Origin of the sequence: Desulfatibacillum aliphaticivorans DSM 15576 (genome assembly GCF_000429905.1) — a bacterium.
Taxonomy (GTDB): Bacteria; Desulfobacterota; Desulfobacteria; order Desulfobacterales; family Desulfatibacillaceae; genus Desulfatibacillum; species Desulfatibacillum aliphaticivorans.
In genome coordinates, this window is the sequence record NZ_AUCT01000011.1 from 1 (window position 1) to 22,358 (window position 22,358).

Here is a 22,358-nt window from a genome sequence, read left to right on the forward strand (position 1 = left end):
GCCGCAGTCAGAGTGGTCTTACCGTGGTCGATGTGCCCGATGGTGCCCACGTTTACGTGGGGCTTGGTGCGTTCGTACTTCGCTTTGGCCATGATACCTTCCTCCCGTGGTTTTTCAGTCTGGTCCGGCAAACCTGACGACCAGGCGCCCTAAACCGTAAAGAGTGTCTTTTCGTTAGCTGCAAATTCCAAAAATGCAAAGATTCTACATGCCGCCCGCCTGAAAAAAGGTGGAGCCCGCGATCGGAATCGAACCGATGAACCTCTTCCTTACCAAGGAAGCGCTCTACCGACTGAGCTACGCGGGCTGAAACCATTTTTTCCTCACGGCCTGGGCCGTTGTTCACTCCAGGCGAATTATGGAGCGGGAGACGAGATTCGAACTCGCGACATCCAGCTTGGAAGGCTGGAGCTCTGCCAGCTGAGCTACTCCCGCCTGAATTCCCGGAGGGCCTTTTATGTCTTCATTGGCCGAGACTGCGTAGTACGGTTTCAGCGTCCTCCTACGCAGGACTGGCTATGAGTGGTGGTGGGGGGAGGATTTGAACCTCCGAAGGCGTCGCCGACAGATTTACAGTCTGTTCCCTTTGACCACTCGGGAACCCCACCAAATTATTGTCATACCTTTGGAGCCAGCGGAGGGACTCGAACCCCCGACCCACTGATTACAAATCAGTAGCTCTACCAGCTGAGCTACGCTGGCGCACTCGGCCCGGAATCAGCCCCGCCTTACGGCGTTGGCCCTCGCTCCGAAATCATTTTGTTTACACCCATTTTTTGATTAGTGCAAGCAAAAAATGCAAAAAAACTTCGAGCGATCAAAAAATCAGGCATTGGACGTCTGCTGCTCCGGATGTCCAGCCTGACCGATTCTTTCGGGGGCGTTTTACAAGCCTCCTGGTCCGGCCCGCTAAAGATGAAATCCGAACCGATCAAGCTCCGTCGCGGTTTTCTCCGTAGCGGGCGTTGCATTAACATCGAATAATAGGCCTTGTAAACAGCTAATTCACTTTTTGTTAATTTTTTTTCACAATAGGGCGTCCTTGACAAGCCTAGGCGGCGCTGATAAATGAATCCAATTATGAGACGGAAATCCTTCATAACCTCGAAATCCGACAGGCCGACCGGTCTCGGACTTTTCCCAAGACATGTGAATTAACTATATGAAAAAAACGTTTATCTCGTTGTTATGCTTGATAGTTGGCGCCGCCGGCTGCGTTGCGCCCTCGGCCCAGGTCAATACTTCCCCCGCCCGCGCGCGTATGTCCGAGGCTTCTGAATCCGGATCCGCGGCGCTTCCCACACCGGGGCAAATAGCGCAAGTGGAAGAAGTGGAAGAGGTCGCCCCCCATGAACTCATGACCAACGGCGGTCTTGACGAACCGGCCAAGTTCGCTGCCACCGATTACCAGTGCAAGCCCGTCCCCACCCCTGTCGAAAAGGACGCCCAACAGATCCTGGATGAAGCCCTGGCCTCCTGCCAGGCGGCGCAGGATTACTGGCAAAAAGGGGAGTTGGATCAGGCCATTGACGCTCTGGACCAGGCCTACGCCATGCTGCTGTCCATTGAATCGGACAACGGCGCCCCCGGAGTGCTTCAAGCCAAAGAAGACCTTCGCTTTCTCATTTCCAAACGCATGCTTGAAATTTACACCTCCCGGTTCACGGCCGCTACGGGAAATCACAACGCCATTCCCCTGGATATGAATAAATATGTTGAGGCTGAAATCAAGCTGTTCACCGGCAGGGAGAAAAACTTCTTTATCGCCTCCTACCAGCGCTCCGGCCAGTACAGGCCCCAGATAGTGGAAGCCCTGAAGGAAGCCGGCCTGCCCGAGGAGCTTTCGTGGCTGCCTCTGATAGAAAGCGGATTCAAGGTGAAAGCCTTGTCCAGCGCCCGGGCCCTGGGCATGTGGCAGTTTATCGCTTCCACGGGCTACAAGTTCGGCCTTTCCCGCGACCGCTACGTTGACGAACGCATGGACCCGGAAAAATCCACCCAGGCGGCCATCGCCTACCTTAAGGAACTCCACTCCATGTTCGGAGACTGGACCACCTGTCTGGCGGCCTATAACTGCGGGGAAGGAAGGGTGCTTCGAGTCATCCAGCGCCAGAACGTCAACTACCTGGATAACTTCTGGGACCTGTACCAGATGCTCCCCCGGGAAACGGCCCGGTACGTCCCCCGGTTTCTGGCGGCCCTGATCATCATCAACGATCCGGCAAAATACGGCATGGATCTGGGAGTCCCCTACCCGCCCCTGGAGTACGAAACGGTGTCCATCAACAAACAGGTGCACCTGAACCACGTGGCCTCGGCCATCGGCGTGAGCAAGGAGACCCTCAAAGACCTGAACCCGGAGCTCAGGTATCAAATCACCCCGGAAAAGCCTTACGATCTCAAGGTGCCGCCGGGAAAATCCAGCGACCTCCTGGCCAGCATCGACCGCATCTCCAAGTACGCATTTCCCCAGGACGCCTACGTGCTGCACCGCATCCGCAGAGGGGAGACCTTGTCCACCATCGCCCGAAAATACGGAACCAGCGTGAGCAAGATCAAACGGGCCAACAGCATGCACAGCACGCGCATCGTGGCGGGAAAAACCCTGAAAGTGCCCATCGGGCGGGGCTACAGCGCTCCGGCTGCTTCCCAGCCCGTCGCCTCCACGCCGGCCGAGCATGTTGTGCGGCGGGGCGACTCCTTGTGGAACATCGCCCAGAGGTACGGCAGCACCATCAACGACATTAAGGAAGCCAACAACCTTAAGACCACCACCCTGTCTGTGGGGCAAAAACTGACCATACCCGGCAAAAGCCAGACAAACGCCTCCGGGTCCAGAACCTATGTCGTCAAAAGAGGCGATACGCCCTCCACCATAGCCCGGAAGCACGGCATGAGCCTGAAACAGCTCCTGGCCCTGAACGGCCTGCACATGAAGTCCACCATCTATCCCGGACAAAAAATTCTGGTCAAATAGGCCAAAAGCAAATAATTCCAATAAAAAAGCCCCGGCGCCCCGGGGCTTTTTTAATTCCGCGGCCCGGCGCCGCCCTTTTGTTGCTCCTTTACGCCGGCCGAACAACAAGGTATAATGAATGATTTTAGCCGGAAGGCACCAAAGCCCGGCGCTTGATATAAAAACACCAAAGACAGGAGTCTTGACGTGATACACAGCATGACCGCGTTTGCGAGAGGGGAAGCGCAAGGCGACGACAAAACCATTTCCGTGGAAATCCGGTCCGTGAACCACCGGTTTTGCGAGATCGCCGTGCGCATGCCCAGGCCCTGGATCGCCCTGGAGGAAAAAATCAAAAACCGCATCCGCCAAAGCGTCAGCCGCGGCCGGGTGGACGTGACCGTGGAAGTCCGCAGCCAGGGAGGTTCGTCCCAGGTTTACGAGGCGGACGCGGCCCTGGCCCGAAACTACTACGAGGCCGTCAAGGAGGTCCACGAAGCCCTGGGCCTGTCCGACCCCATCCCCATAGACAGCATCATTCGTCTGAACGGGGTAATCAACGCCTCCTCGGTCAAGCCGGACCTGGAGTCGGACTGGAGCCTGCTGGAGCAGGCATTGAGCCAGGCCCTGGAAACCCTGTCCTCCATGCGGGAGACCGAAGGCGCGGCCTTGTATGAGGATTTTTTAGGCCGTCTGAAAAAGCTGGAGGAATCCCTTGAGTCCGTTTCCAGCATGGCGGCGAGCCAGCCCGAGGTTCATTTGGAAAAACTCAAGGAGCGCCTGGCCGCCCTTTTGGAAGGCGCCGCCGATCTGGATCCGGCCCGTCTGGCCCAGGAAGCTGCTTTCCTGGCGGATAAATCGGACATCACGGAGGAAATCGTCCGCGCCCGAAGCCATATCGCCCAGTTCAGGGATATCCTGGACCAGGAGGAGCCTCCGGGCCGGTCGCTTAACTTCCTGGCGCAGGAACTGCACAGGGAGTTCTCCACCATGGGCTCCAAATCCTCGGATGCGGGGCTGTCCCACGTGGTTGTGGCCGCCAAGGCGGAAGTGGAAAAAATTCGGGAGCAGGTCCAAAACGTGGAATAAGGCCCGGGGGAATTTATGGAAAAGAAGGCAGCGCGGGATAAGGCGGAGAGGGAAAAGGCCGAACGGGATTTTGAAAACAAACGCCAGTACCTGACCGGACTGAGGCCCGACCCCATGTTGAACATCGGCTTCGGCAACCGGGTGGCGGCGCACCGGGTGGTGGCCATAGTCACGCCCAATACCTCGCCCATGAAGAGGCTGAAGGACGAGGCCAAGAAAGCGGGCAGGCTGGTGGACGCCACATGCGGCAGAAAAACCAGGGCCATCCTGGTCATGGACTCCAACCATGTGATTCTGTCCGCCATTCAGGCCGACACCCTGGCCCAGCGCTACGCCGCGGTCAAGGACAAGAAAGAGGAAGGAACGCATAATGAGCCCGAATAGCCGGGGCAAACTATTTATCATGTCCGCCCCCTCCGGAGCGGGCAAGTCCACCCTCAGGGAGGCCCTGTGCGCAAGACAGCCCAACCTGGCCTATTCGGTGTCCCACACCACCCGCCCTCCCCGGCAAGGGGAAAAAAACGGCGTGGATTACCATTTCACGTCCAAGGAGGATTTCCTCCAAGGCATTGAGGACGCGCGGTGGGCCGAATGGGCCGAAGTCCATGGCAATTATTACGGCACCAGCGCCCGGTTTATCGCCCGCTGCCTGGACCGGGGATGCTTCGTGCTCCTGGACATCGACGTCCAGGGCACGGAAAAAATCCTCAAACGCTTTCCCGAGGCCGTCACCCTGTTCATCATGCCGCCTTCCATGGAGGTTTTGGAGCAACGGCTTTCAAGCCGGGGAACCGACGCACCGGAAGTGATCGCCCAACGCCTGGAAAACGCCAAGGGCGAAATGAACAAAAGGAGCCTGTATAAACATATATTGGTGAACGACGACCTGGAGACGGCCATCAGCGAACTGGAAGGCGTGATGCTGCAATACGGAGCGCCTCCCCCTTGCCCGGAGGCGGAGCGGCGCTCATGAAAACCGAACTTTTATACGGCATGCACCCGGTGCGCGAGGCCCTTTTGGCGGGAAAAAGGCAGTTCCAGGCGGTTTACGTGTCGGAATCCCGAACCGGCGAAGGCAAGGAGGAAATCCTCTCTCTGGCCCGGGAGCGCGGCATTGAGGTGAAAACCCCGGATCAATCCTTTTTTAAAGGCCAGGACCGAGGCGGCCAGGGAGTGGCGGCCAGGGTCAGCCTTTTTAAGCCCATAGCCCTGGAGTCGCTCGTTAAAAAGGCGGGCGGCGAACAGCCCCTGTTCTTTTTGCTTATGGATGAAATAAACGACCCGCAAAACTGCGGCGCTTTAATGCGCACCGCCTTGTGCGCGGGCGTCAACGGCGTGATCATGCCGGACAAACGCTCGTCTCCGTTAAGCCCGGCGGTCTCCAAAGCCTCCGCCGGCGCCCTGGAGCACATGCCCGTAGCCAGGGTCGTCAACCTGGTCCGATCCATGCAATACCTCAAGGACCAGGGAGTATGGTTTTTCGGCCTGGACGCCCGGGCCTCCGGCACAGTCTGGGAGGCGGACCTGACCGGTCCCGCCGCCGTTGTTGTCGGGAACGAGGGCAAGGGGCTCAGGCCCCTGGTAAGAAAGGAATGCGACCAACTGGTCTCCATTCCCCAAGCAGGCCCCTTGGGGTCGTTGAACGCTTCAGTTGCAGGCGCGCTTTCCATGTATGAGGTCATGCGCCAACGCAGAATGTCAGTCAAGTCGAAAGGGTAATAAAAATGACAATGCAAGGAACGAAAATCACGGTTTCGAATGACGGAACGTTGAACGTGCCTAACGACCCGATTATTCCTTTTATAGAAGGGGACGGGACCGGTCCGGACATCTGGGCGGCGACCCAACTGGCCCTGGACGCGGCAGTTAAATACGCTTACAAGGGCGAAAAACACATTGTCTGGAAGGAAATCCTGGCCGGAGAAAAGGCCTTTAACCAGACCGGCGAATGGCTGCCCCAGGAAACCCTGGACGCCATCCAGGAGCACGTAGCGGCCATCAAAGGCCCCCTCACCACGCCCGTGGGCGGCGGCATCCGCAGCGTCAACGTGGCCATCCGCCAATTGCTGGATCTCTACGCCTGCGTGCGCCCCACCCGATACATCCCGCCCATGCCAAGCCCGGTGCGGGAGCCCGAAAAGGTGGACATGGTGATTTTCAGGGAAAACACCGAAGACCTTTACGCCGGCATCGAATTCGAGTCCGGAACCGAAGAAGCCGACAAGCTGGCGGCCTTTCTGACCAGGGAGTTTGGCTCTAAAGTCCCGGAAAAAGCCGGCATAGGCATCAAGCCCATCAGCGCCCAAAACACCAAAAGGCTGGTGGCCATGGCCATTGAATACGCCATCGCCAATGATCGCGCCTCCGTCACCCTCATGCACAAAGGCAACATCATGAAGTTCACCGAAGGCGCCTTCGCCAAATGGGGCTACGAGGTCGCCAAGGAACGCTTTGCCGACCAAACCATCACCGAACAGGAGCTTTGGGACGACTTTGACGGAAAACGCCCCGAAGGCAAGGTCGTCATCAAGGACCGCATCGCCGACATGCTCTTCCAGCAAGTCCTCCTCAGGCCCGACGAATTCGACGTCATCGCCACGCCCAACCTGAACGGCGACTACATCTCCGACGCCCTGGCCGCCCAGGTCGGGGGACTGGGCATGGCCCCCGGCGCCAACATCGGCGACGGCTGCGCCGTGTTCGAGGCCACCCACGGAACCGCACCCAAATACGCCAACCTGGATAAGGTCAACCCCGGCTCCCTGATTCTCTCCGGCGCCATGATGCTGACCTACCTGGGATGGGAGGAGGCCGCCGAAGCCCTGCATAAAGCTCTGGCGAAAACCATCAGCCAAAAGCGGGTCACCTACGACCTGGCCCGGCAGATGCCCGGGGCGACCGAGGTGAAATGCTCCGAATTCGCCAAGGCTCTGGCGGAGAATTTATCATAATTTTTCAGATATGGGCCTGGCATTATGCCAGGCCCATGTTTGTTTCGACTTTCTTTTCCCTCTCAAAAATATACCAGTTGTTATCTGTCTTACCCACGTAAAAAAAACAATATTTCAATGGCCGCCGCCTGTAAAGTCCGGTTTCTGCAAACACACACGCAATGGCCATACCCCGCACCAGTACTTTGATGTGTGACGAGACTCACACCCTCAAGCCAATAACTTACTTGAAAAAAAAAGAAATTCCTATTACAACCATTTCGTTATTGGTATTAAAAGCCTTTTAGCACCGATTCAGGTAAAACCCATGGGAAAACGGAATTCCGCCCTTTGCCGGCGGTGAAGCCCAGGCGGAAAGGCGGCGAAAGCATCGGACCCAAAAGGGCATGCTGTTTTTCCTAAGTCATTTTTCTTGTTTTTTGATTTATTTCCGTATTCGGTAATTTTACCGTCGCCTTGAACAACAACCTGTCAAAGTGCGGAATAATTGTCAAAGGGTGGAGAAGCCATGAAGCGGGCCCGGGTTGAAATATTCCCCCATCACCTGGAAGGATCCGGGGGAAAAGGCCGTGCACAGGATGATGGCGCCGTGTTTGAAACGCTTTACAACAAGACTCCGGTAATGATGCAGGCCCTGGACGTCCAGGGGAACATCATCAGCGTCAATGACTATTGGCTTGTCAACCTGGAGCTTTCCAGGGCCGAAGTCCTGGGACGCCCCTTGCTTGATTTTCTCAGCCCCGAATCCCGCATGCATGCGGCGAAGGAAGTGCTTCCGGCGCTTCAAACCGAAGGGTTTGTCTTTGATGTTGAACTGGAGTTTCAAAGCAAGCGCGGCTCGCTTCTGGAAGTTTCCTTTTCCGCGGTTAAGGACAAAACCAAGGAAGGCGTTGAATGCTTTCCCGGCTTCCTCACGGACATCACCCGCAGGCGCGCTTCCGAGAAAAAGCTGAAGTTGGATGAAGCCCGCCTGGAAGCCTTGCTTTCCTTGTCAGACCTGAAAACCCTCGAGAACTCCTCGGAACAGGAAATGATCCAAAAGATCCTGGAGGACGCCGTACTCCTCACGGAAAGCGAAGGGGGCTACTTCCACTTTGTGAACCAGGATCAGGTCAATATTGAGCTTTTTACCTGGTCCAAATCCGTCAGAAATCAATGCAAAGCCCCCCGGGACCATAAATACGCCTTGCATGAGGCGGGCATATGGGCCGACTGCATCAGAACCGGCGTTCCCCAGATCCACAACGACTACCCCAGTCATCCTTTAAAAAAGGGCTATCCGGAGGGCCACATTCCCATCCGCAGGCACATGAGCGTTCCTATTTTCGATCGGGAAGCCATGATAGCCATCGTGGGGGTGGCCAACAAGGAAGAGCCTTACGACGAATCCGACGTTCGCCAGTTGACCCTCTTCGCCCAGGCCTTATGGAATCATATCCGGGACAAACGGAGCCGGGAAGAGACCAAAGCCCTGGAATTGAGGCTCAGGCAATCCCAAAAAATGGAAGCCATGGGCGCCCTGGCCGGGGGCATCGCCCACGACTTTAACAACATCCTGGCGCCCATCATCGGCTACACGGAAATGGAGCTGGACGAGGCCATCAGCGAGCAAAGGCCCCATGACGGCCTGGAGGCCATTCTCAAAGCCAGCTACCGCGCCAGGGATCTGGTCAAACAAATCCTGACATTCAGCCGCGGCGCCGAGCATGAAATGGGGCCGGTGCGCATCCAGAGCATTATCAAGGAATCCATCAAGCTCATCCGCTCCTCCTTTCCGTCCACCATCAACATCTCCCAGATGATCGACGAAAAGTGCGGACCGGTCCTGGCCGACCCCACGCAGATTCACCAGATCATCATGAATCTCTGCACCAATTCGCTCCACGCCATGCAGGATCGGGGCGGCTCCCTGGATATCAGCCTGCGGGAGATGGAAGTGCACTCGCCGGATCTGTCCCTGTTCCCCAATCTCATGGAGGGCAAGCACCTGCGCCTGGCCATCAGCGATACGGGCAGGGGTATGGAGCGGGAAACCATGGAGCGAATTTTCGAGCCTTATTTCACCACCAAAGCCAAAGAGGAAGGAACCGGGCTCGGCCTTTCCGTGGTGCACGGCATTGTCACCAGCATCAACGGCGCCGTCAAAGTCTATTCGGAGCCCGGCAAAGGCTCATCATTCCATGTCCTGCTGCCCGTCATGCAATCCGCCGAACCTGAAGTGGACTTGGAGCCCCTGGACGCCATTCCCCACGGAAATGAAAGAATCCTGGTGGTGGACGACGAGGAAATGATGGTAACAATGGTAGAAAGCATGCTGGAACGGCTCGGATACACGGCTGAATGCGCCACCAGATCCACCGACGCCCTGGCCTTGTTCAAAGCCGATCCCCATGCTTACGACGCTTTGTTCACCGACCTGACCATGCCGGGATTCACCGGCATCCAGCTTGCGCAAAAATGCAAGGAAATCCGGCCGGACCTGCCTGTGGTGCTGTGCACGGGATTCAGCGAAAGAACCACCGGTCATATCATCGACAGCGTGGGCATAAACGTCACGATGAACAAGCCCATTGTGATTCGCGATCTCGCAATGGCCTTGCGTGAAGCCCTGGACCGCCCCTAACCTCCCCATCGCGCCCCCTAAGAGGCTGTTATGAAAAATGACCTGCAGGGCCTTTCCCCCTTTCTAATGTCCGCCGTGCTAATCCTGGGCATTTGCTTTTTCTCCTTTTTAAAATACCGCCATTGGAGCGGACCGGCCCTCTCCCTTGGCCTTCTTATGTCCGCGGCATACATCCTGTGGCTGATTGTGGAGGCCGGGACGTCCGTGCGCGATAAAAAGGCCGGCAAAACGGAAAAGGACAAAGGAACCCTGGAATGGTACGCCTTCTCCCAGGGCGGAGTCATCCTGACGGCGCTGGGCTTTTCCACGCCATGGCAGGAGGGGTCCCCCTGGATGGTCCTGGGTCTGCTGATTTTCGCCTCCGGGGTTTTGTTCCGCCAATGGGCGGTCCGGGAATTGGGGGCCTTTTACTCCCATCGGGTGCGCATTCGAAACGAACACCAAGTCATCCAAACCGGCCCCTACAGGTGGGTGCGTCATCCGGCCTACTCGGGCATGATCCTGGCCCATATGGGCGTGGTTCTTTTTTTCGGAACCCTTCCCAGCCTGGTTTTTCTGTGTTTGCTGATCGCCGCCATAGTCTCCCGGATTCGCGTGGAGGAAGCGGCGTTAGCCGATTTGACCGGCTACAAGGAGTTTTGCGACAATAAAAAACGTTTGGCCCCCTTGATCTGGTAGCGGGGATAAATCCTTCCGGCGGCGAAGCCATGCTGACTGCATCCGTCAAAATTCTTAAAAACGCTTTTCTGGACGCTCTGTATCCGCCCAAATGCGCGGCGTGCGGGGAGTTCATCCCCGAAGCTCCGCCCTCCCCTCTTCCCAAATTCCTGTGCCCGGATTGTCTGATGGATTACACCCCCGCGGCCTCCCCGTTATGCCTGAAATGCGGCATGCCCTTTGTCTCCCCCGAAGGGCCGGACCATTTGTGCGGCGGCTGCCTGGAAAAGAAAAGCCGATTCAACAAGGCCCGGGCCGCGGGCGTCTACGACGGCCCCTTGCGCACCGCCATCCATCGCCTGAAGTACAATCAAAAGACCGCCCTGGCAGCGCCCATGGGCGGCATGCTGGAGCAAGCGTACCTAAACCATTACGGCGCAGGAAGCGCGGACCTGGCCGTCCCGGTTCCTTTGCACGCAAAAAGGCTGCGGCAAAGGGGTTTCAACCAGGCCCTTGTTCTGGTAAAACATTGGGGAAGGAAAAATGGACAGTTTCCGCCCGTGGAAGCCGGGGCTCTTGCCCGGGTGCGCTGGACCCAAACCCAGGCCGGGCTCAAAGCCAAAGAGCGCGCCAAAAACATACGGGGCGCCTTTGCCGTGGTCAGGCCGGATTTGGTTCGCGGCAAAACCGTGCTCCTGGTGGACGACGTTTTCACCACCGGCGCCACGGCCAACGAGTGCGCCAAAGCGCTCTTGAAAGCCGGCGCAAAAAAAGTGGACGTCCTCACCCTGGCGGTGGTGGTGCGGTAATTCTTTTTAAAAAGGAAACATGGTGCAAAAACCTAAAATCGGCCTTGTTCAATTCGACGTCAAGCTGGGAAATCCCCGGGCAAACATCGACCACGTCAGGCGGGCGATCCAGGATCTGGCGGACCAGGGCGTCAACCTGGCCGTGCTGCCGGAAATGTGGTCCTGCGGGTTTGATTATTCCGCGTTAAAGGAGCACGCCGCCCAAACGCCCGCCGTCCTGGACGAATTATGCAGCCTGACGGAGAATCTTAACCTGGCCGTCTCAGGAACCATGCCGGAACTGACGCCCGAAGGGGTGTACAACACCCACTATTACATCAACGAAAAAGGAAGCGTGCAGGCTGAATATCGCAAGGTGCACCGGTTCACTCCGGCGGGCGAAGGCGAGTTTGAGCCGGGCGCCCGGTCCGTGCTGGCGGCCGCTCCCTGGGGAAAAACCGGTCTGCTCACCTGTTACGACCTGCGTTTTCCCGAACAAAGCCGGGCTCTGGTCCTGGCAGGGGCGATCGTGCTGATCGTCTCCGCCCAATGGCCCGCCGTGAGAATCAGGCATTGGGACGTGCTGCTGCAAGCCCGGGCCGTGGAAAACCAGGCCTTTGTCATCGCCTGCAACCGGTGCGGCAAGGATCCGGAGCTTGTTTACGGAGGCCGGTCCGCCGTCATTTCCCCGTGGGGCGAGGTTATAGCCGGCGCCGGAGGCGGGGAGACTTTGCTGACGGCCGCCCTTAACCTGGATGAAGTGAAGGACTTTCGCACCAGAATCCCCTGCCTGGAACATCGAATTCCGGAGGCTTATGATCTCGAAAATATTGTCGAAAAATGAACTGATTAAAGCTGTTGAAAAAGCCAAGGCGAAAAACAAAACCGTGGTCTTCACCAACGGATGCTTTGACATCCTCCACGTGGGCCACGTGCGCTATCTGGCCGAGGCCAAAAGCCAGGGCGACGTCCTGGTTCTGGGCCTGAATTCGGATCGGTCCGTGCGGGAAATCAAAGGCCCCAAACGCCCTATTGTTCCCGAAGCGGAACGCGCCGAGGTTTTAGCCGCCCTGGAGTCCATTGATTTTATATCCCTGTTTGACGAGCCGGACCCGCTGGATCTCATCCTGGCCGTCATGCCCCAGGTTTTGGTCAAGGGCGCGGACTGGCCCGAAGACCAGATCATCGGCGCCAGGGAGGTCAAAGAGGCTGGAGGCAAAGTCGTGAGGGTGGATCTGGCGGAAGGCGCTTCCACCACTAATATCATCCAAAAAATATTGGATCAGGGGTAGGGCCATGCTGGAACCGGGAAAAAACGGAACCCAACTGGTGCGCACTCCGGGGCTGAGCCGCTTTGACGAGATTGATCACGGTTTTTTTTCCAGGCACGGAGGAGTCAGCCAGGGGGAATTGGCCTCCCTGAACATCGGAACCGCGGTGAACGACGATCCGGACCTTGTGGCGAAAAACAGGCTGGCCATTGCCCGGGCCATGGGCGCCGATCGCCTGGCTTTCGTCAAGCAGGTGCACGGCAAGGAGGTGGTCGTCTTAGACTCGAAGCCGGATCCAAGCTCGGACCCGCTTTGGCAGACGAACCTGGAGGCCGACGCCATAGTCACCAACCTGCCCGGCGTGTTTTGCGCCATCGCCGTGGCCGATTGCCAGCCCATATTGCTTTACGATCCCGAAAAAAAGGCGGTGGGCGCAGTGCATAGCGGGTGGCGGGGCAGCTTGCAGAATATTGCGGCTCACGCCGTGGAAGCCATGGTCCAAGCCTTTGGATGCAACCCTGCCGGCATGATCGCCGCCATCGGCCCTTCCCTGGGCGCCTGTTGCGCGGAGTTCATCCATTATAGAACGGAAATTCCCGAGGAATTCTGGAAGTACAAAGACGAAAAGGACCATTTTGACTTTTGGGCCGTCACCCGCGACCAACTGACGGCGGCGGGACTGGAAGGCCGAAACATCGACTGCGCAAACATCTGCACCAAATGCACGCCGGAGCATTTTTTCTCGTACAGGGCGAGCCATGCATCGGGCCGCTTCGCCGGAGTCATAGGACTCAAGCCCGCGTAAAAGAGTATCGACTTACAAACCGGGTTCTGCTAATCTTAAGGGGTTAATTCTACTTAACGGGAGAGCATGCCTTGAAATTATTCGACACAACCGCCCTGGTCCTGGAAAACAAGGAAATCCAGCCTGGATATTTTCGCATGGAACTGGCCGCCAATGACATCGCCTGCGCCTCGGCGCCCGGCCAGTTTGTGATGGTCAGCCCCGGCGACTCCATACAGCCATTGCTGCGCAGGCCCTTTTGCGTCCATGACGTGAAAGAAGGAGCCGACGCGAAATGGGTTCTGACCATCCTGTTTGTCGTGATCGGGGAAGGCACCCGAATTCTATCCCGGAAAACGCCCGGAGAGACAGTGCAGGTGCTGGGGCCTTTGGGCAAAGGATTCTCGTTGAATACGGACACGGAGGAATGCCTGCTTGTCGCCGGAGGCATTGGTACGGCCCCCATGGTGTTTTTGGCCAGGTATCTGGCCCAGGAGTTCAGCCCGGTTTCATGCAAGGTGCTGTTGGGCGCCAGGACGGCCAACGACGTGCTATGCCGGGACGTGTTCGAGCAGATCGGCCTGGAAGTGCAGGCAGCCACCGAAGACGGAGGCCTGGGCGCCAAGGGCTTGGTCACGGCCCTGCTGGACAAGGCCTTGGAGGGAGATGCAGCCAGGCAAATTTTCACCTGCGGCCCCATGCCCATGCTCAAGGCGGTCGCCGCCATGGCCAAGGAGCATAATACCCCCTGCCAGGTTTCCGTGGAAGCCGCCATGGCCTGCGGGATGGGCGCCTGCCTGGGGTGCGCCCTGCCTAAAAAGGAAGGCCAGGCCAAGCATCTGCACGCCTGCATGGACGGTCCGGTCCTGGACGCCAAGCTGTTGTGGAGTTGAATTGCATATGAATGAGATGGAGGACGCCCCCCTCTTCTCTGCTTCTCCCTGTGGCTGACGCCAAGTTGCGTTCAAACAACTGATTGTCTTCCGAATAAAATCCTTAAGGGCGCTGGGTCCCTGCTTACAGGGATGACGGCCATGGAGATAAGCCTGCAAAAAACCGACATTTTGTTGGGTTTCGCAAGCTCCATCCAACCTGCGCCGCACAAGTTTTAGAAGGTCGGATGGTTCTGCGTTAAGTTTTTCCTGCTTAATAGGCAGGCGAAAGAAATGCCGCTTCGCCTGGTTGAAGCCTGTGTCTTTGTTCGCAGGTTCATCCGACAGTTTTTTGAGGGCAATCTTAAGAAGTGAGTAAACAGAACTGTTCCAATGATGACGCCTTGATGCGCCGTCCGAACGCCCCTTTTTGGGCCCCAAAAAACAAATCAAGAACTCCGCCCTTGTTTCCGATTAAAAGAACTGATATCAGGCGTGGTTTTGCGGTTTCCGGTCCATGAACTTTTTCAAAAGGCGGGACCGGTTCGGTCGCGCCCCTGGATTACAGACGCAGGCGAGGGCGGCAGAGTCGCGAGGCGGGCGGCAAAGCTGGCCATATCCGGTTTGATTGACATATACCGAAGAGGGAAAACCGCCGGTTTGGATTGACACCCGGGAAAGAGCCCCTATTATTAAATGACATCCAGCCGATTGCCTCCAGGCTTGAACCCGATTTTCCGCCGTTTTTTTAGGGCGCCGCATGGTTTGACATGGGCACGGATCGGTGCTAATTTATTATGTTTTGAATGCCAATGAACCAGGAACGCAACGAGTCTATGCAGGAAGTTACGCTGATCATCAAAAACGAACTGGGCCTCCACGCCCGATGCGCAGCCATGGTGGCCAAGACGGCCTCCAAGGCCAAGGGCGCCGTGTTTTTAAGCGCCAGCGGAAACACTGCCGACGCCACTGACATTCTGGACATGCTCATGCTGGCGCCCCACGCCGCCCAAGGCATGGAAATTTCCATCGCCGTCCAGGAAGCCTCGGACGCGGAAATCCTGGAGGAACTGGCCGCACTGGTCGAGGACGGATTTGGAGAATATTAGGTCCGCAGAGCCCATGGCCCGACTCTGTCCCAGCGAGACCCCCCCGGGCCGAAAACAATGAATCGCCAAAAAACATTTACAATGCCTGAATCAGAAAAAAAACAAATAACGCTCCATGGCATTCCGGCCGCCCCTGGCATATGCATCGGCCAGGCTTATCTTGTGGGCACGAACTCAATGGAAGTCGTGCGCAAGTACCCTGTCCGGAAAGAGGATGTCACGGAAGAGTCCGCCCGCATGCGGCAGGCCGTTAAGAAATCCGAAACGGAAATCTCCCTGCTGATCAAAAAAATGCAGCAGGACAACTCCCAGCAGTCTTTTATCCTGGAGTCCCATCTTGCGGTCCTGAAGGACAAAATGTTTTTCGGCAGCACCATTGAGACCATTGAACAGCAGCAGGTGAACGCTGAGTGGGCCCTGAAAATCACCGTGGACCGCCTGACCCATAATTTCAACAAAATCGAGGACGAGTACCTCCGGGACCGGTCCAGCGATATATTTCACGTGTACGAACGCGTCATGCGCAACCTGGTGGGGAACGACGACAAAGGCATCGACACCATCCATAAGCGCGTGATCCTGGTGGCGCCCGACCTTTCCCCGGCGGAAGCCAGCCAGATCCGCGTGGAATGGGTCCAGGGATTCGTCACGGACCGGGGCGGCCGCACCTCCCATACGGGAATCGTAGCCCGCACCCTCCAACTGCCCGCGGTGCTGGGCCTGGGGAACGCCACAACCCAGATTCACACGGAAGACGTCATCATCGTAGACGGCATCGCCGGCCTGGTCATCGTCAACCCGGATGAAAACACTCTGGTGGATTACTCGGAAGCTGAGGCCCGATACGAAAACCACCTGTTTGAAATTTCAAAATTCAGTCACGAACCGGCCACGTCCCTGGACAAGAGAACCACGGAAGTCAGCGCCAATATCGAGCTTTTGGAAGAAGTGGTGTCGGTCAAGGACAAAGGCGCGGACGGCATAGGCCTGTACCGCACGGAATTCCTGTATATGAACCGCCGGGCCCTGCCCACGGAAGAAGAGCTGTTCGAAAACTACAAGGAAGCCGTGGACCTTATGGAGGGCAAGCCGGTCACCATCCGCACCCTGGACGTGGCGGGCGAAAAGGTCGCCAAGGGGCTTATGGCGCCCCACGAAGACAACCCGGCCCTGGGCCAGCGGGCCATCCGGTTTTGCATGCGCCATCCCGGAATTCTCCGCACCCAGCTTCGGGCCATCCTCCGGGCCGCCTCCCACGGCAAAATCCGTCTGCTCTTCCCCATGATCTCCAGCGTGGAGGAAATCCTGGCCGTTAACCAGATTGTGCGGGAAGTCCGGCAGGATTTGGAAAGCCACAACGTGGAATTCGGCCGTGACGTGGAAACCGGCATGATGATTGAAGTGCCCTCCGCCGCCGTGTGCGCGGATCTCTTCACGCCCCATGTGGATTTCTTCTCCATCGGCACCAACGACCTGATCCAGTATTCCCTGGCCGTGGACCGGGGCAATAAAAACGTGGCCCACCTGTTCCAACCCCTGCATCCCGCCGTGCTGCGCATGGTCAAACGGGTTTCCGAAACCGCCAGGGACGCAGGCATCCGTATGGCCATGTGCGGGGAAATGGCCGCCGACCCCTTGCACATCCCCTTGCTCATGGGCATGGATTTCGACGAATTCTCCATGAACCCCCAGGCCGTGCCCGTGGTCAAAAGCGTCGTCCGCTCCCTGGATCACGGCCAATGCCAGGCTCTGCTGGAAGAAGCCCTCAAGCTCCCCACGGCCGACGAAATCGCAGACCTAATAACCGGAACCTACGGCGACTTGGTGTTTCAGCATCCTCTCTACGCACAGGACGCGCCCCAGGATCAGCCGGAGTAACCTTATAATCAAGGGGACTTAACCCATGTCCAACAGGCCTGAACATACAAAACTAGTGTGCCAAAACCGCAAGGCAAGGCACGATTACCATATAGACGACCGCTTTGAGGCGGGCATGGTGCTCACCGGAACCGAAGTCAAATCCCTCCGGGAAGGCCGGGCCAACCTTAAGGATTCGTACGCCCGGGTGAAAAATGGCGAGTTGTGGCTGCACCAGTTCCACATCAGCGAATATCCTTTCGCCTACTACAACAACCACGAGCCTCTGCGGATTCGCAAACTGCTCATGCACAAACAGGAAATCAAACGCCTGACCGGAAAAATCAATGAGCGGGGCTTTTCCCTCATCCCCCTGGAAGTGTACTTCTCCCGGGGCAAAGCCAAGGTCACCCTGGCCCTGGCCCGGGGCAAAAAAGCCTACGACAAGCGCCAGGACATCAAAAAGCGCGAAAGCAAACGCGAAATGGACCGCATCAAAAAGGACAAAGGCAAGGGGGATTACTAGCTTTCCATCTTCGCCGCATATCTTTCTGAAAATCCAAAAGGCCGGACGCCCGCTAAAACAGGCGCCCGGCCTTTTTTTTTGTGTAAAGATCGCCTCCGTCGGCCAACAGCATAACTGCGCGCCTCCGTCGGCCGACTTCTTTTCCACACGCCGCAACGCGGCAAAAAAGTTCGATCAAAAACTTTTCCATGGCGCTTCGCGCAAGATCCTAACCTGTCTGCTTCACGCCGAAAAACAGTCCCATGAAAAAACTTCTGTATATGCAATCCACATTGGAAAACCCGGCCTCTTTCAACCACTGAACTTGGTCGAAAACCAAGGCGTCCTTGTCGTAATCCTTTCTTCTTTGGATGCTCGCCTGGATCTGCTCTTCCGCCGCCCCTTTTTTCCGGACTTTTTCCAGCCAGTTGTCCCAATACAATTTCTGCAGAAAGTCGGTTTCGCCCTTTATCTGATCAATGTTGATGAACATCCCGTTGTCATTCAGAACGTCAAAGGCGTCTTTGAAAAGCTGCGCCTTTTCGGAGTGCTCCAGGTGGTGGATGGAAAGGCTGGTTATAACAAGGTCGAACCGCCCCAAATTTTTAGCCGTCAAATTTCTGTAATCATCAATGACAAACTCAAACTGATTGATGCGGCCGTGAAAACGTTCTTCCGCGACCTTAAGCATTTTATCCGCAACATCCAAAAGGACGAATTGGGCGTTGGGATATTTTTCCAGGACGAACCTGGAAAACAGGCCCGTCCCCGCCCCCAGATCCAAAACCTTGATGTTGGCGCCTTTGGGAAACGGAATGATTTCCATGGCCGCGGAAAAGATTTCATGAAAGCAAGGCAAGGCCTTTTCCACCCACTCATCATAGTATTTCGCCGACTGATTAAAGTCCTTGTCGATTGTCATCTTTTATAATGCCCTAATTTTTAACAGGTTTTCAAAAAATACAATTCCAGGCGCAGGCAAAAAAACCGCCTCCCGCATAAACCACTTAAACCCAAAGCCCATAGGATTGCAAGGCCCGCCATGTCCGCCCCTTGCTGGCTGCCAAAGGATTTACCCCGTCGGCATGGCAGGAATTCTCTTGACAGATTTTAAATTTAGATTGATTATTTAAATTCAAGGAGGCGACAACCATGGCTAAAAAACGCGCGCCCTATAAAAAAACGCAAAATAGAAAGCAACTGATCATCCAGGCTGCGCTCCAATGCTTTAACGAAAAAGGATTCACCGACTCCACCATGGAGGAAATCCGCACCCGGGCCAATTCCTCCTACGGCAGCGTGTACCACCATTTCAAAAACAAGGAGCAGTTGGCTGCGGCAGTGTACGTGGAGGGCGTGGCCGATTTTCAAGAGGGATTGCTCAAAGCCCTGGAGGGAAATCCCGGCGCCTGGGAAGGCCTGGGCAAGGTGGTGGAGTATCAATTTTCCTGGATGGAGGCCAATCCCGAGTGGGCCAGATATTTGGTGGTCATGCGCCATGCGGACTTTATGCAGGACGCGGAAACCGCCTTAGAGGAGCAAAACAAGCAGACCTACCCCGCCCTGTGGGCCTTCATTCGCAGGCATGTCAAAGCGGGGGCTCTTCGCGACCTGCCGCCCGATCTTTACGCAACCTTGCTGTTGGGGCCTTGCCAGGAATACACCCGGTTTTGGGTCTTCGGCCGGGCCCAAACGCCCCCGGAAATCGCTGCCGAGGAAATCGTGTCCGCGGCTTGGCAGGCCTTAAAATCACCGGAGAAATAAAGGAGAAATATCATGAGTCCATTGCTGATAACCGCCGCCGTTTTGCTGGTCCTCATCGCCCTGGCCCATTCCTACCTGGGGGAGAGGTTTTTGATAGGCCCGCTGCTGAAAGATCCCAACGTGGTGATTTTCAAACGGGCGCCTTTGACCAAGAACATCCTTCGCTTCGCCTGGCACATCACCACCGTGGCGTGGTGGGGCATGGCCGCCGCCATCCTGGACATGCAGGGCGCCAACGGAAAAAACCTGCTGTCCATGTACGCGTACATCATAACCTTCGTTGTGACCGGCGTCATGATCCTGGCCTGGACCAAAGGCAAGCACGTCGCCTGGATCGTGTTTTTCGCCATCGCAGGCTGCCTGTTTGCAGCGGCGTAAAAAACGGTTGGCAACGGTATCGAATGTGGGGTTTGCACTGCCCCAGAGAATAGGCAAGTAGTCCTGGGGCGCACGTAACGCATCAACGGCAGGATACTGCTCTGATAGAACCACCCTTAATCCTAAAATAGGGACTCTTCAGGCTTCATTGTAGCTGCGCCCCCCTATGGGCGCCTTTGAGGACGCGCAACGCGCGTCCTGAGCAGGCACGGGGGCCTGCGGCTACACGTTGACTTCATCCTTAACGGATTCAAGAAGCAATGTAGCGTCAGGGCTTGCCCTGTTCTTTTTGGGGTCGCCCCAGGCATGACGGATTAATGCATGAGATAGGGCGAGATTAACCATCATGGCCAGCCCCGGCACGCCATTCCGGAGTCCGATAGGACAACAAGCGCGACCTCGAACGATTGAAGAAGCCAGGAATGTCCAACGGGCTAACAATGCTGGTTGACATCATGCTTTTATTTCTTGGTTGGGAGACTCTCTCCTGACTTCAAACACAACACGGCTTTGCACCACATGTGCTTGCGCACCCCGGCAGGATACCGCTCTGCCGGGGCTGCCCATACTCTGGCGGCTCTTTACTCACCCGTCATTCCCGAGCGTCCTTATCGCGAATCCAGAGTCATCCTTCCGTCATCTTGAAACATTGCTCGACAGGATCTTGCAGCATTAACCTACTCTCCTTATTGACGTTTAAGCCCCTTTCCATTACAAAATTTCCTCATCAGCAAAGATGAATTTCATCCAAACAACAATTGCTTTAGTCACGCCAATGCCTTGGAGACAACCCTATGGCCCAATACCGAGAAATCTCAGACGAAGAACTCCAACACATTCTTAAACAACACCAAACGTGGTTAAAAACAAATAAAAAACAAGGACGGCAAGCGAATCTCAAAGGCATCAACCTCAAGGATGCTAACCTTAGAGACGTCCGTCTCCAGGAGGCGGACCTATCGTATGCCAATCTTCTACACGCTGACCTCCACAGCGCAAACTTCAATTCTGCCAATCTCCAACATGCAAACCTTCCTGACGCTAATCTCATTCTTGCCCAACTTCAAAATGCCAATCTCCTTGGCGCTAACCTTTCAAAAAGCGATCTTAAGTTTGCTACCCTTCAAGACTCTAATCTTTGGGGAGCCAACCTCCAGGATACTAATTTTGAAAGTGCCATCCTAACTGGAGCCAACCTTGAGAAGGTAGACCTCCAGGGAGCAAATCTCAACAGCGTGAACCTTTCAGGTGCTGACTTTAAAAAAGCGGAATTCGGTTACACAATAATTACCTGCGTGGATCTAAAGGGCGCAAAAGGGTTAGAAAACTGCATACATAATGGCCCATCTTCCATCGGCCTGGACACGATTTACAAATCAGGCGGGAACATCCCCGAGGTTTTTCTCCGTGGCTGCGGCGTTCCCGACAATTTTATTGAGTACATGCGCTCCCTGGTTGGCCAAAAACTGGACATCTATTCCTGCTTTATCAGCTATTCCCACGCAGACGAAGAATTTGCAGAAAGGCTGCACAGCGCCCTCCAAAGCTCCGGGGTTCGCTGCTGGTATGCGCCCCACGATATGCAGGGGGGCAAAAAGCTGTACGATCAAATAGACTCCGCCATCCGGGTGCACGACAAAACCCTGTTGTGCTTGTCCGAAAACAGCATGGGGTCCAAATGGGTGGAGACGGAAATCAGACGCACCCGCAAAGCCATGGACAAAACCGGCAAGCAAAAGCTCTTTCCCATATCCATTGTGGATTTTAATAGGATCAAGGAATGGGAATGCTTTGACGTCAATACCGGCTCGGACATGGCCGACGAGGTGCGGGAGTTTTACATCCCGGATTTTTCCAATTGGAAGGATCATGATTCCTTTCAAAAGGAGTTTGAAAAACTGCTTCGGGATTTGAAAAGGGATGCATAAATCCATGGCAGCCAGGCGCCCCCATGGAGAAAAATCATAACGACGCTGGATTCCCGCCAAAAGCACGCGGGAATGACAGGCGGGGAAATGCCTTAGGCAGCATATCAATGTTCACAGTCGATCAATTAGCGATGTTGGGAATATAAAGGGCGCGCCATGCAGAGCAGGACTTCAAATTCCTTTCGGTCGCCTTATTGTCCTGTCGGACCCCGGCATTGCATGCCGCGGCTGGCCGGTTAGTCGCGCCGCATTGGCTGAATTTGCTGCAAGGCCTGCCCTGCCCGGGACGCGCGTCGGCCGCCCAAAAGACGCAGCAAGCAGTGCGCCTGCATAGCTTAATCGATCCATAAGAGTCTGTCCGTGGGTAGCCCAGGCAGAGCAGCATCCTGCCTGGGTTGCGTAGCGACATGAAGTAAAACCTTTCAGACCTTGAAAGCCGGCTATCTTCCGCAAAAGGCCGCCCCTCAAAACAAAATAATTGCGAGATTTCAACCAACTTTATTCGCCCGCCAGCCACCCCCGATTCTTACAATCCTTCCCGGCCGCGCCTTCCGGCCTGCGGCCCCAGGCAACAAACTGCCGTTGCCTGGGCCACCCTTTCTGATGATCGGTTTAGACTTGAGGCAGTCCGTCGGGGTCGGCGTCTTCATAGGTCGTCTTATTGGCCTGAGGCCATCCAGCTTTTGCCGCGCCAACCGCCTAAAACCGTTGAGGCGAGGCGCTTCAGTCTTCATTGTAGTTGCGCGTCCTGAGCAGGCGCCGGGGCCTGCAACTACACCTCAGGTGTGGCGGCAAGACGGTATGTGGGCAGGGCAAGCCCTGAAAC

At 56.1% G+C, this 22,358-nt stretch carries 21 protein-coding genes and 4 tRNA genes; 19 read left to right on the forward strand and 6 right to left on the reverse strand.

Annotation, left to right across the window (positions count from 1 at the left end; genetic code table 11):
- The 5 genes from G491_RS30530 to G491_RS0111910 form a co-directional block, all read right to left on the reverse strand.
- Positions 1-92, reverse strand: a 92-nt coding sequence (locus G491_RS30530; protein ID WP_035218689.1) for a GTP-binding protein, incomplete at its 3' end; no start/stop codon positions are given.
- A 138-nt stretch (positions 93-230) separates the two neighbouring features.
- Positions 231-307, reverse strand: a tRNA-Thr gene (locus tag G491_RS0111895).
- A 52-nt stretch (positions 308-359) separates the two neighbouring features.
- Positions 360-435 (reverse strand) — tRNA-Gly (locus G491_RS0111900).
- An 88-nt stretch (positions 436-523) separates the two neighbouring features.
- Positions 524-608: transfer RNA gene (locus tag G491_RS0111905), tRNA-Tyr, on the reverse strand.
- Between the two features lie 18 nt (positions 609-626).
- Positions 627-702: transfer RNA gene (locus G491_RS0111910), tRNA-Thr, on the reverse strand.
- A 460-nt stretch (positions 703-1,162) separates the two neighbouring features.
- Here G491_RS0111910 and G491_RS0111915 point away from each other — a divergent pair.
- The 16 genes from G491_RS0111915 (at position 1,163) to smpB (ending at position 17,483) form a co-directional block, all read left to right on the forward strand.
- A complete protein-coding gene (locus G491_RS0111915) occupies positions 1,163-2,977 on the forward strand; it encodes a LysM peptidoglycan-binding domain-containing protein (RefSeq protein WP_028314764.1) in 1,815 nt (604 codons plus the stop codon).
- A gap of 186 nt (positions 2,978-3,163) precedes the next feature.
- Complete coding sequence (locus G491_RS0111920; RefSeq protein WP_028314765.1) at positions 3,164-4,045, forward strand: YicC/YloC family endoribonuclease; 882 nt, start codon at positions 3,164-3,166, stop codon at positions 4,043-4,045.
- Positions 4,046-4,060: 15 nt separating this feature from the next.
- Entirely contained in the window at positions 4,061-4,429 is a 369-nt protein-coding gene (locus tag G491_RS0111925; protein WP_428829356.1) for a DUF370 domain-containing protein, read from the forward strand.
- Positions 4,416-5,018, forward strand: a complete 603-nt coding sequence (gene gmk / locus G491_RS30535) for a guanylate kinase (protein WP_012611059.1) — start codon at positions 4,416-4,418, stop codon at positions 5,016-5,018. Before G491_RS0111925 ends, gmk begins: the two co-directional genes overlap by 14 nt.
- Positions 5,015-5,764 (forward strand): 23S rRNA (guanosine(2251)-2'-O)-methyltransferase RlmB, encoded by a 750-nt coding sequence (rlmB, locus tag G491_RS0111935; RefSeq protein ID WP_028314767.1) that lies wholly within the window; start codon positions 5,015-5,017, stop codon positions 5,762-5,764. Before gmk ends, rlmB begins: the two co-directional genes overlap by 4 nt.
- Positions 5,765-5,769: 5 nt before the next feature.
- Complete coding sequence (gene icd / locus G491_RS0111940) at positions 5,770-6,996, forward strand: isocitrate dehydrogenase (NADP(+)) (RefSeq protein WP_028314768.1); 1,227 nt, start codon at positions 5,770-5,772, stop codon at positions 6,994-6,996.
- Between the two features lie 508 nt (positions 6,997-7,504).
- Positions 7,505-9,619, forward strand: a complete 2,115-nt coding sequence (locus G491_RS33815; RefSeq protein ID WP_051327205.1) for a PAS domain-containing sensor histidine kinase — start codon at positions 7,505-7,507, stop codon at positions 9,617-9,619.
- Positions 9,620-9,649: 30 nt separating this feature from the next.
- Complete coding sequence (locus tag G491_RS0111955; protein WP_051327206.1) at positions 9,650-10,297, forward strand: methyltransferase family protein; 648 nt, start codon at positions 9,650-9,652, stop codon at positions 10,295-10,297.
- Positions 10,298-10,326: 29 nt separating this feature from the next.
- Positions 10,327-11,085 carry a ComF family protein gene (locus G491_RS0111960; protein WP_028314770.1) on the forward strand — a complete coding sequence of 253 codons (759 nt, stop codon included), beginning with the start codon at positions 10,327-10,329 and terminating at the stop codon, positions 11,083-11,085.
- A gap of 19 nt (positions 11,086-11,104) precedes the next feature.
- A complete protein-coding gene (locus tag G491_RS0111965) occupies positions 11,105-11,908 on the forward strand; it encodes a carbon-nitrogen family hydrolase (RefSeq protein ID WP_028314771.1) in 804 nt (267 codons plus the stop codon).
- The gene (gene rfaE2, locus G491_RS0111970; protein ID WP_028314772.1) at positions 11,880-12,356 is read left to right on the forward strand and encodes a D-glycero-beta-D-manno-heptose 1-phosphate adenylyltransferase; all 477 of its coding nucleotides are present in this window, start codon (positions 11,880-11,882) and stop codon (positions 12,354-12,356) included. Before G491_RS0111965 ends, rfaE2 begins: the two co-directional genes overlap by 29 nt.
- A 4-nt stretch (positions 12,357-12,360) precedes the next feature.
- Entirely contained in the window at positions 12,361-13,140 is a 780-nt protein-coding gene (pgeF, locus tag G491_RS0111975) for a peptidoglycan editing factor PgeF (RefSeq protein ID WP_035218692.1), read from the forward strand.
- A gap of 71 nt (positions 13,141-13,211) precedes the next feature.
- Complete coding sequence (locus G491_RS0111980; RefSeq protein ID WP_028314774.1) at positions 13,212-14,012, forward strand: dihydroorotate dehydrogenase electron transfer subunit; 801 nt, start codon at positions 13,212-13,214, stop codon at positions 14,010-14,012.
- Positions 14,013-14,827: 815 nt separating this feature from the next.
- Positions 14,828-15,100 carry an HPr family phosphocarrier protein gene (locus G491_RS0111985; RefSeq protein ID WP_028314775.1) on the forward strand — a complete coding sequence of 91 codons (273 nt, stop codon included), beginning with the start codon at positions 14,828-14,830 and terminating at the stop codon, positions 15,098-15,100.
- Between the two features lie 81 nt (positions 15,101-15,181).
- Positions 15,182-16,978, forward strand: coding sequence for a phosphoenolpyruvate--protein phosphotransferase (gene ptsP / locus G491_RS0111990; protein WP_028314776.1), 1,797 nt, complete (start codon positions 15,182-15,184; stop codon positions 16,976-16,978).
- Positions 16,979-17,003: 25 nt separating this feature from the next.
- A complete protein-coding gene (gene smpB / locus G491_RS0111995) occupies positions 17,004-17,483 on the forward strand; it encodes an SsrA-binding protein SmpB (RefSeq protein WP_028314777.1) in 480 nt (159 codons plus the stop codon).
- Positions 17,484-17,691: 208 nt separating this feature from the next.
- Here smpB and G491_RS0112005 read toward each other — a convergent pair whose 3' ends face one another.
- Positions 17,692-18,384 carry a class I SAM-dependent methyltransferase gene (locus tag G491_RS0112005; protein WP_028314778.1) on the reverse strand — a complete coding sequence of 231 codons (693 nt, stop codon included), beginning with the start codon at positions 18,382-18,384 and terminating at the stop codon, positions 17,692-17,694.
- A gap of 230 nt (positions 18,385-18,614) precedes the next feature.
- Between G491_RS0112005 and G491_RS0112010 the strand changes: the two genes are divergently transcribed.
- The 3 genes from G491_RS0112010 to G491_RS36540 all read left to right on the forward strand — a co-directional run bounded on the left by G491_RS0112010 (position 18,615) and on the right by G491_RS36540 (position 21,532).
- Complete coding sequence (locus G491_RS0112010) at positions 18,615-19,226, forward strand: TetR/AcrR family transcriptional regulator (RefSeq protein WP_028314779.1); 612 nt, start codon at positions 18,615-18,617, stop codon at positions 19,224-19,226.
- Positions 19,227-19,238: 12 nt separating this feature from the next.
- Entirely contained in the window at positions 19,239-19,604 is a 366-nt protein-coding gene (locus G491_RS0112015) for a hypothetical protein (RefSeq protein ID WP_028314780.1), read from the forward strand.
- A 794-nt stretch (positions 19,605-20,398) separates the two neighbouring features.
- Complete coding sequence (locus G491_RS36540) at positions 20,399-21,532, forward strand: toll/interleukin-1 receptor domain-containing protein (protein ID WP_084511494.1); 1,134 nt, start codon at positions 20,399-20,401, stop codon at positions 21,530-21,532.
- Positions 21,533-22,358 lie beyond the last annotated feature (826 nt).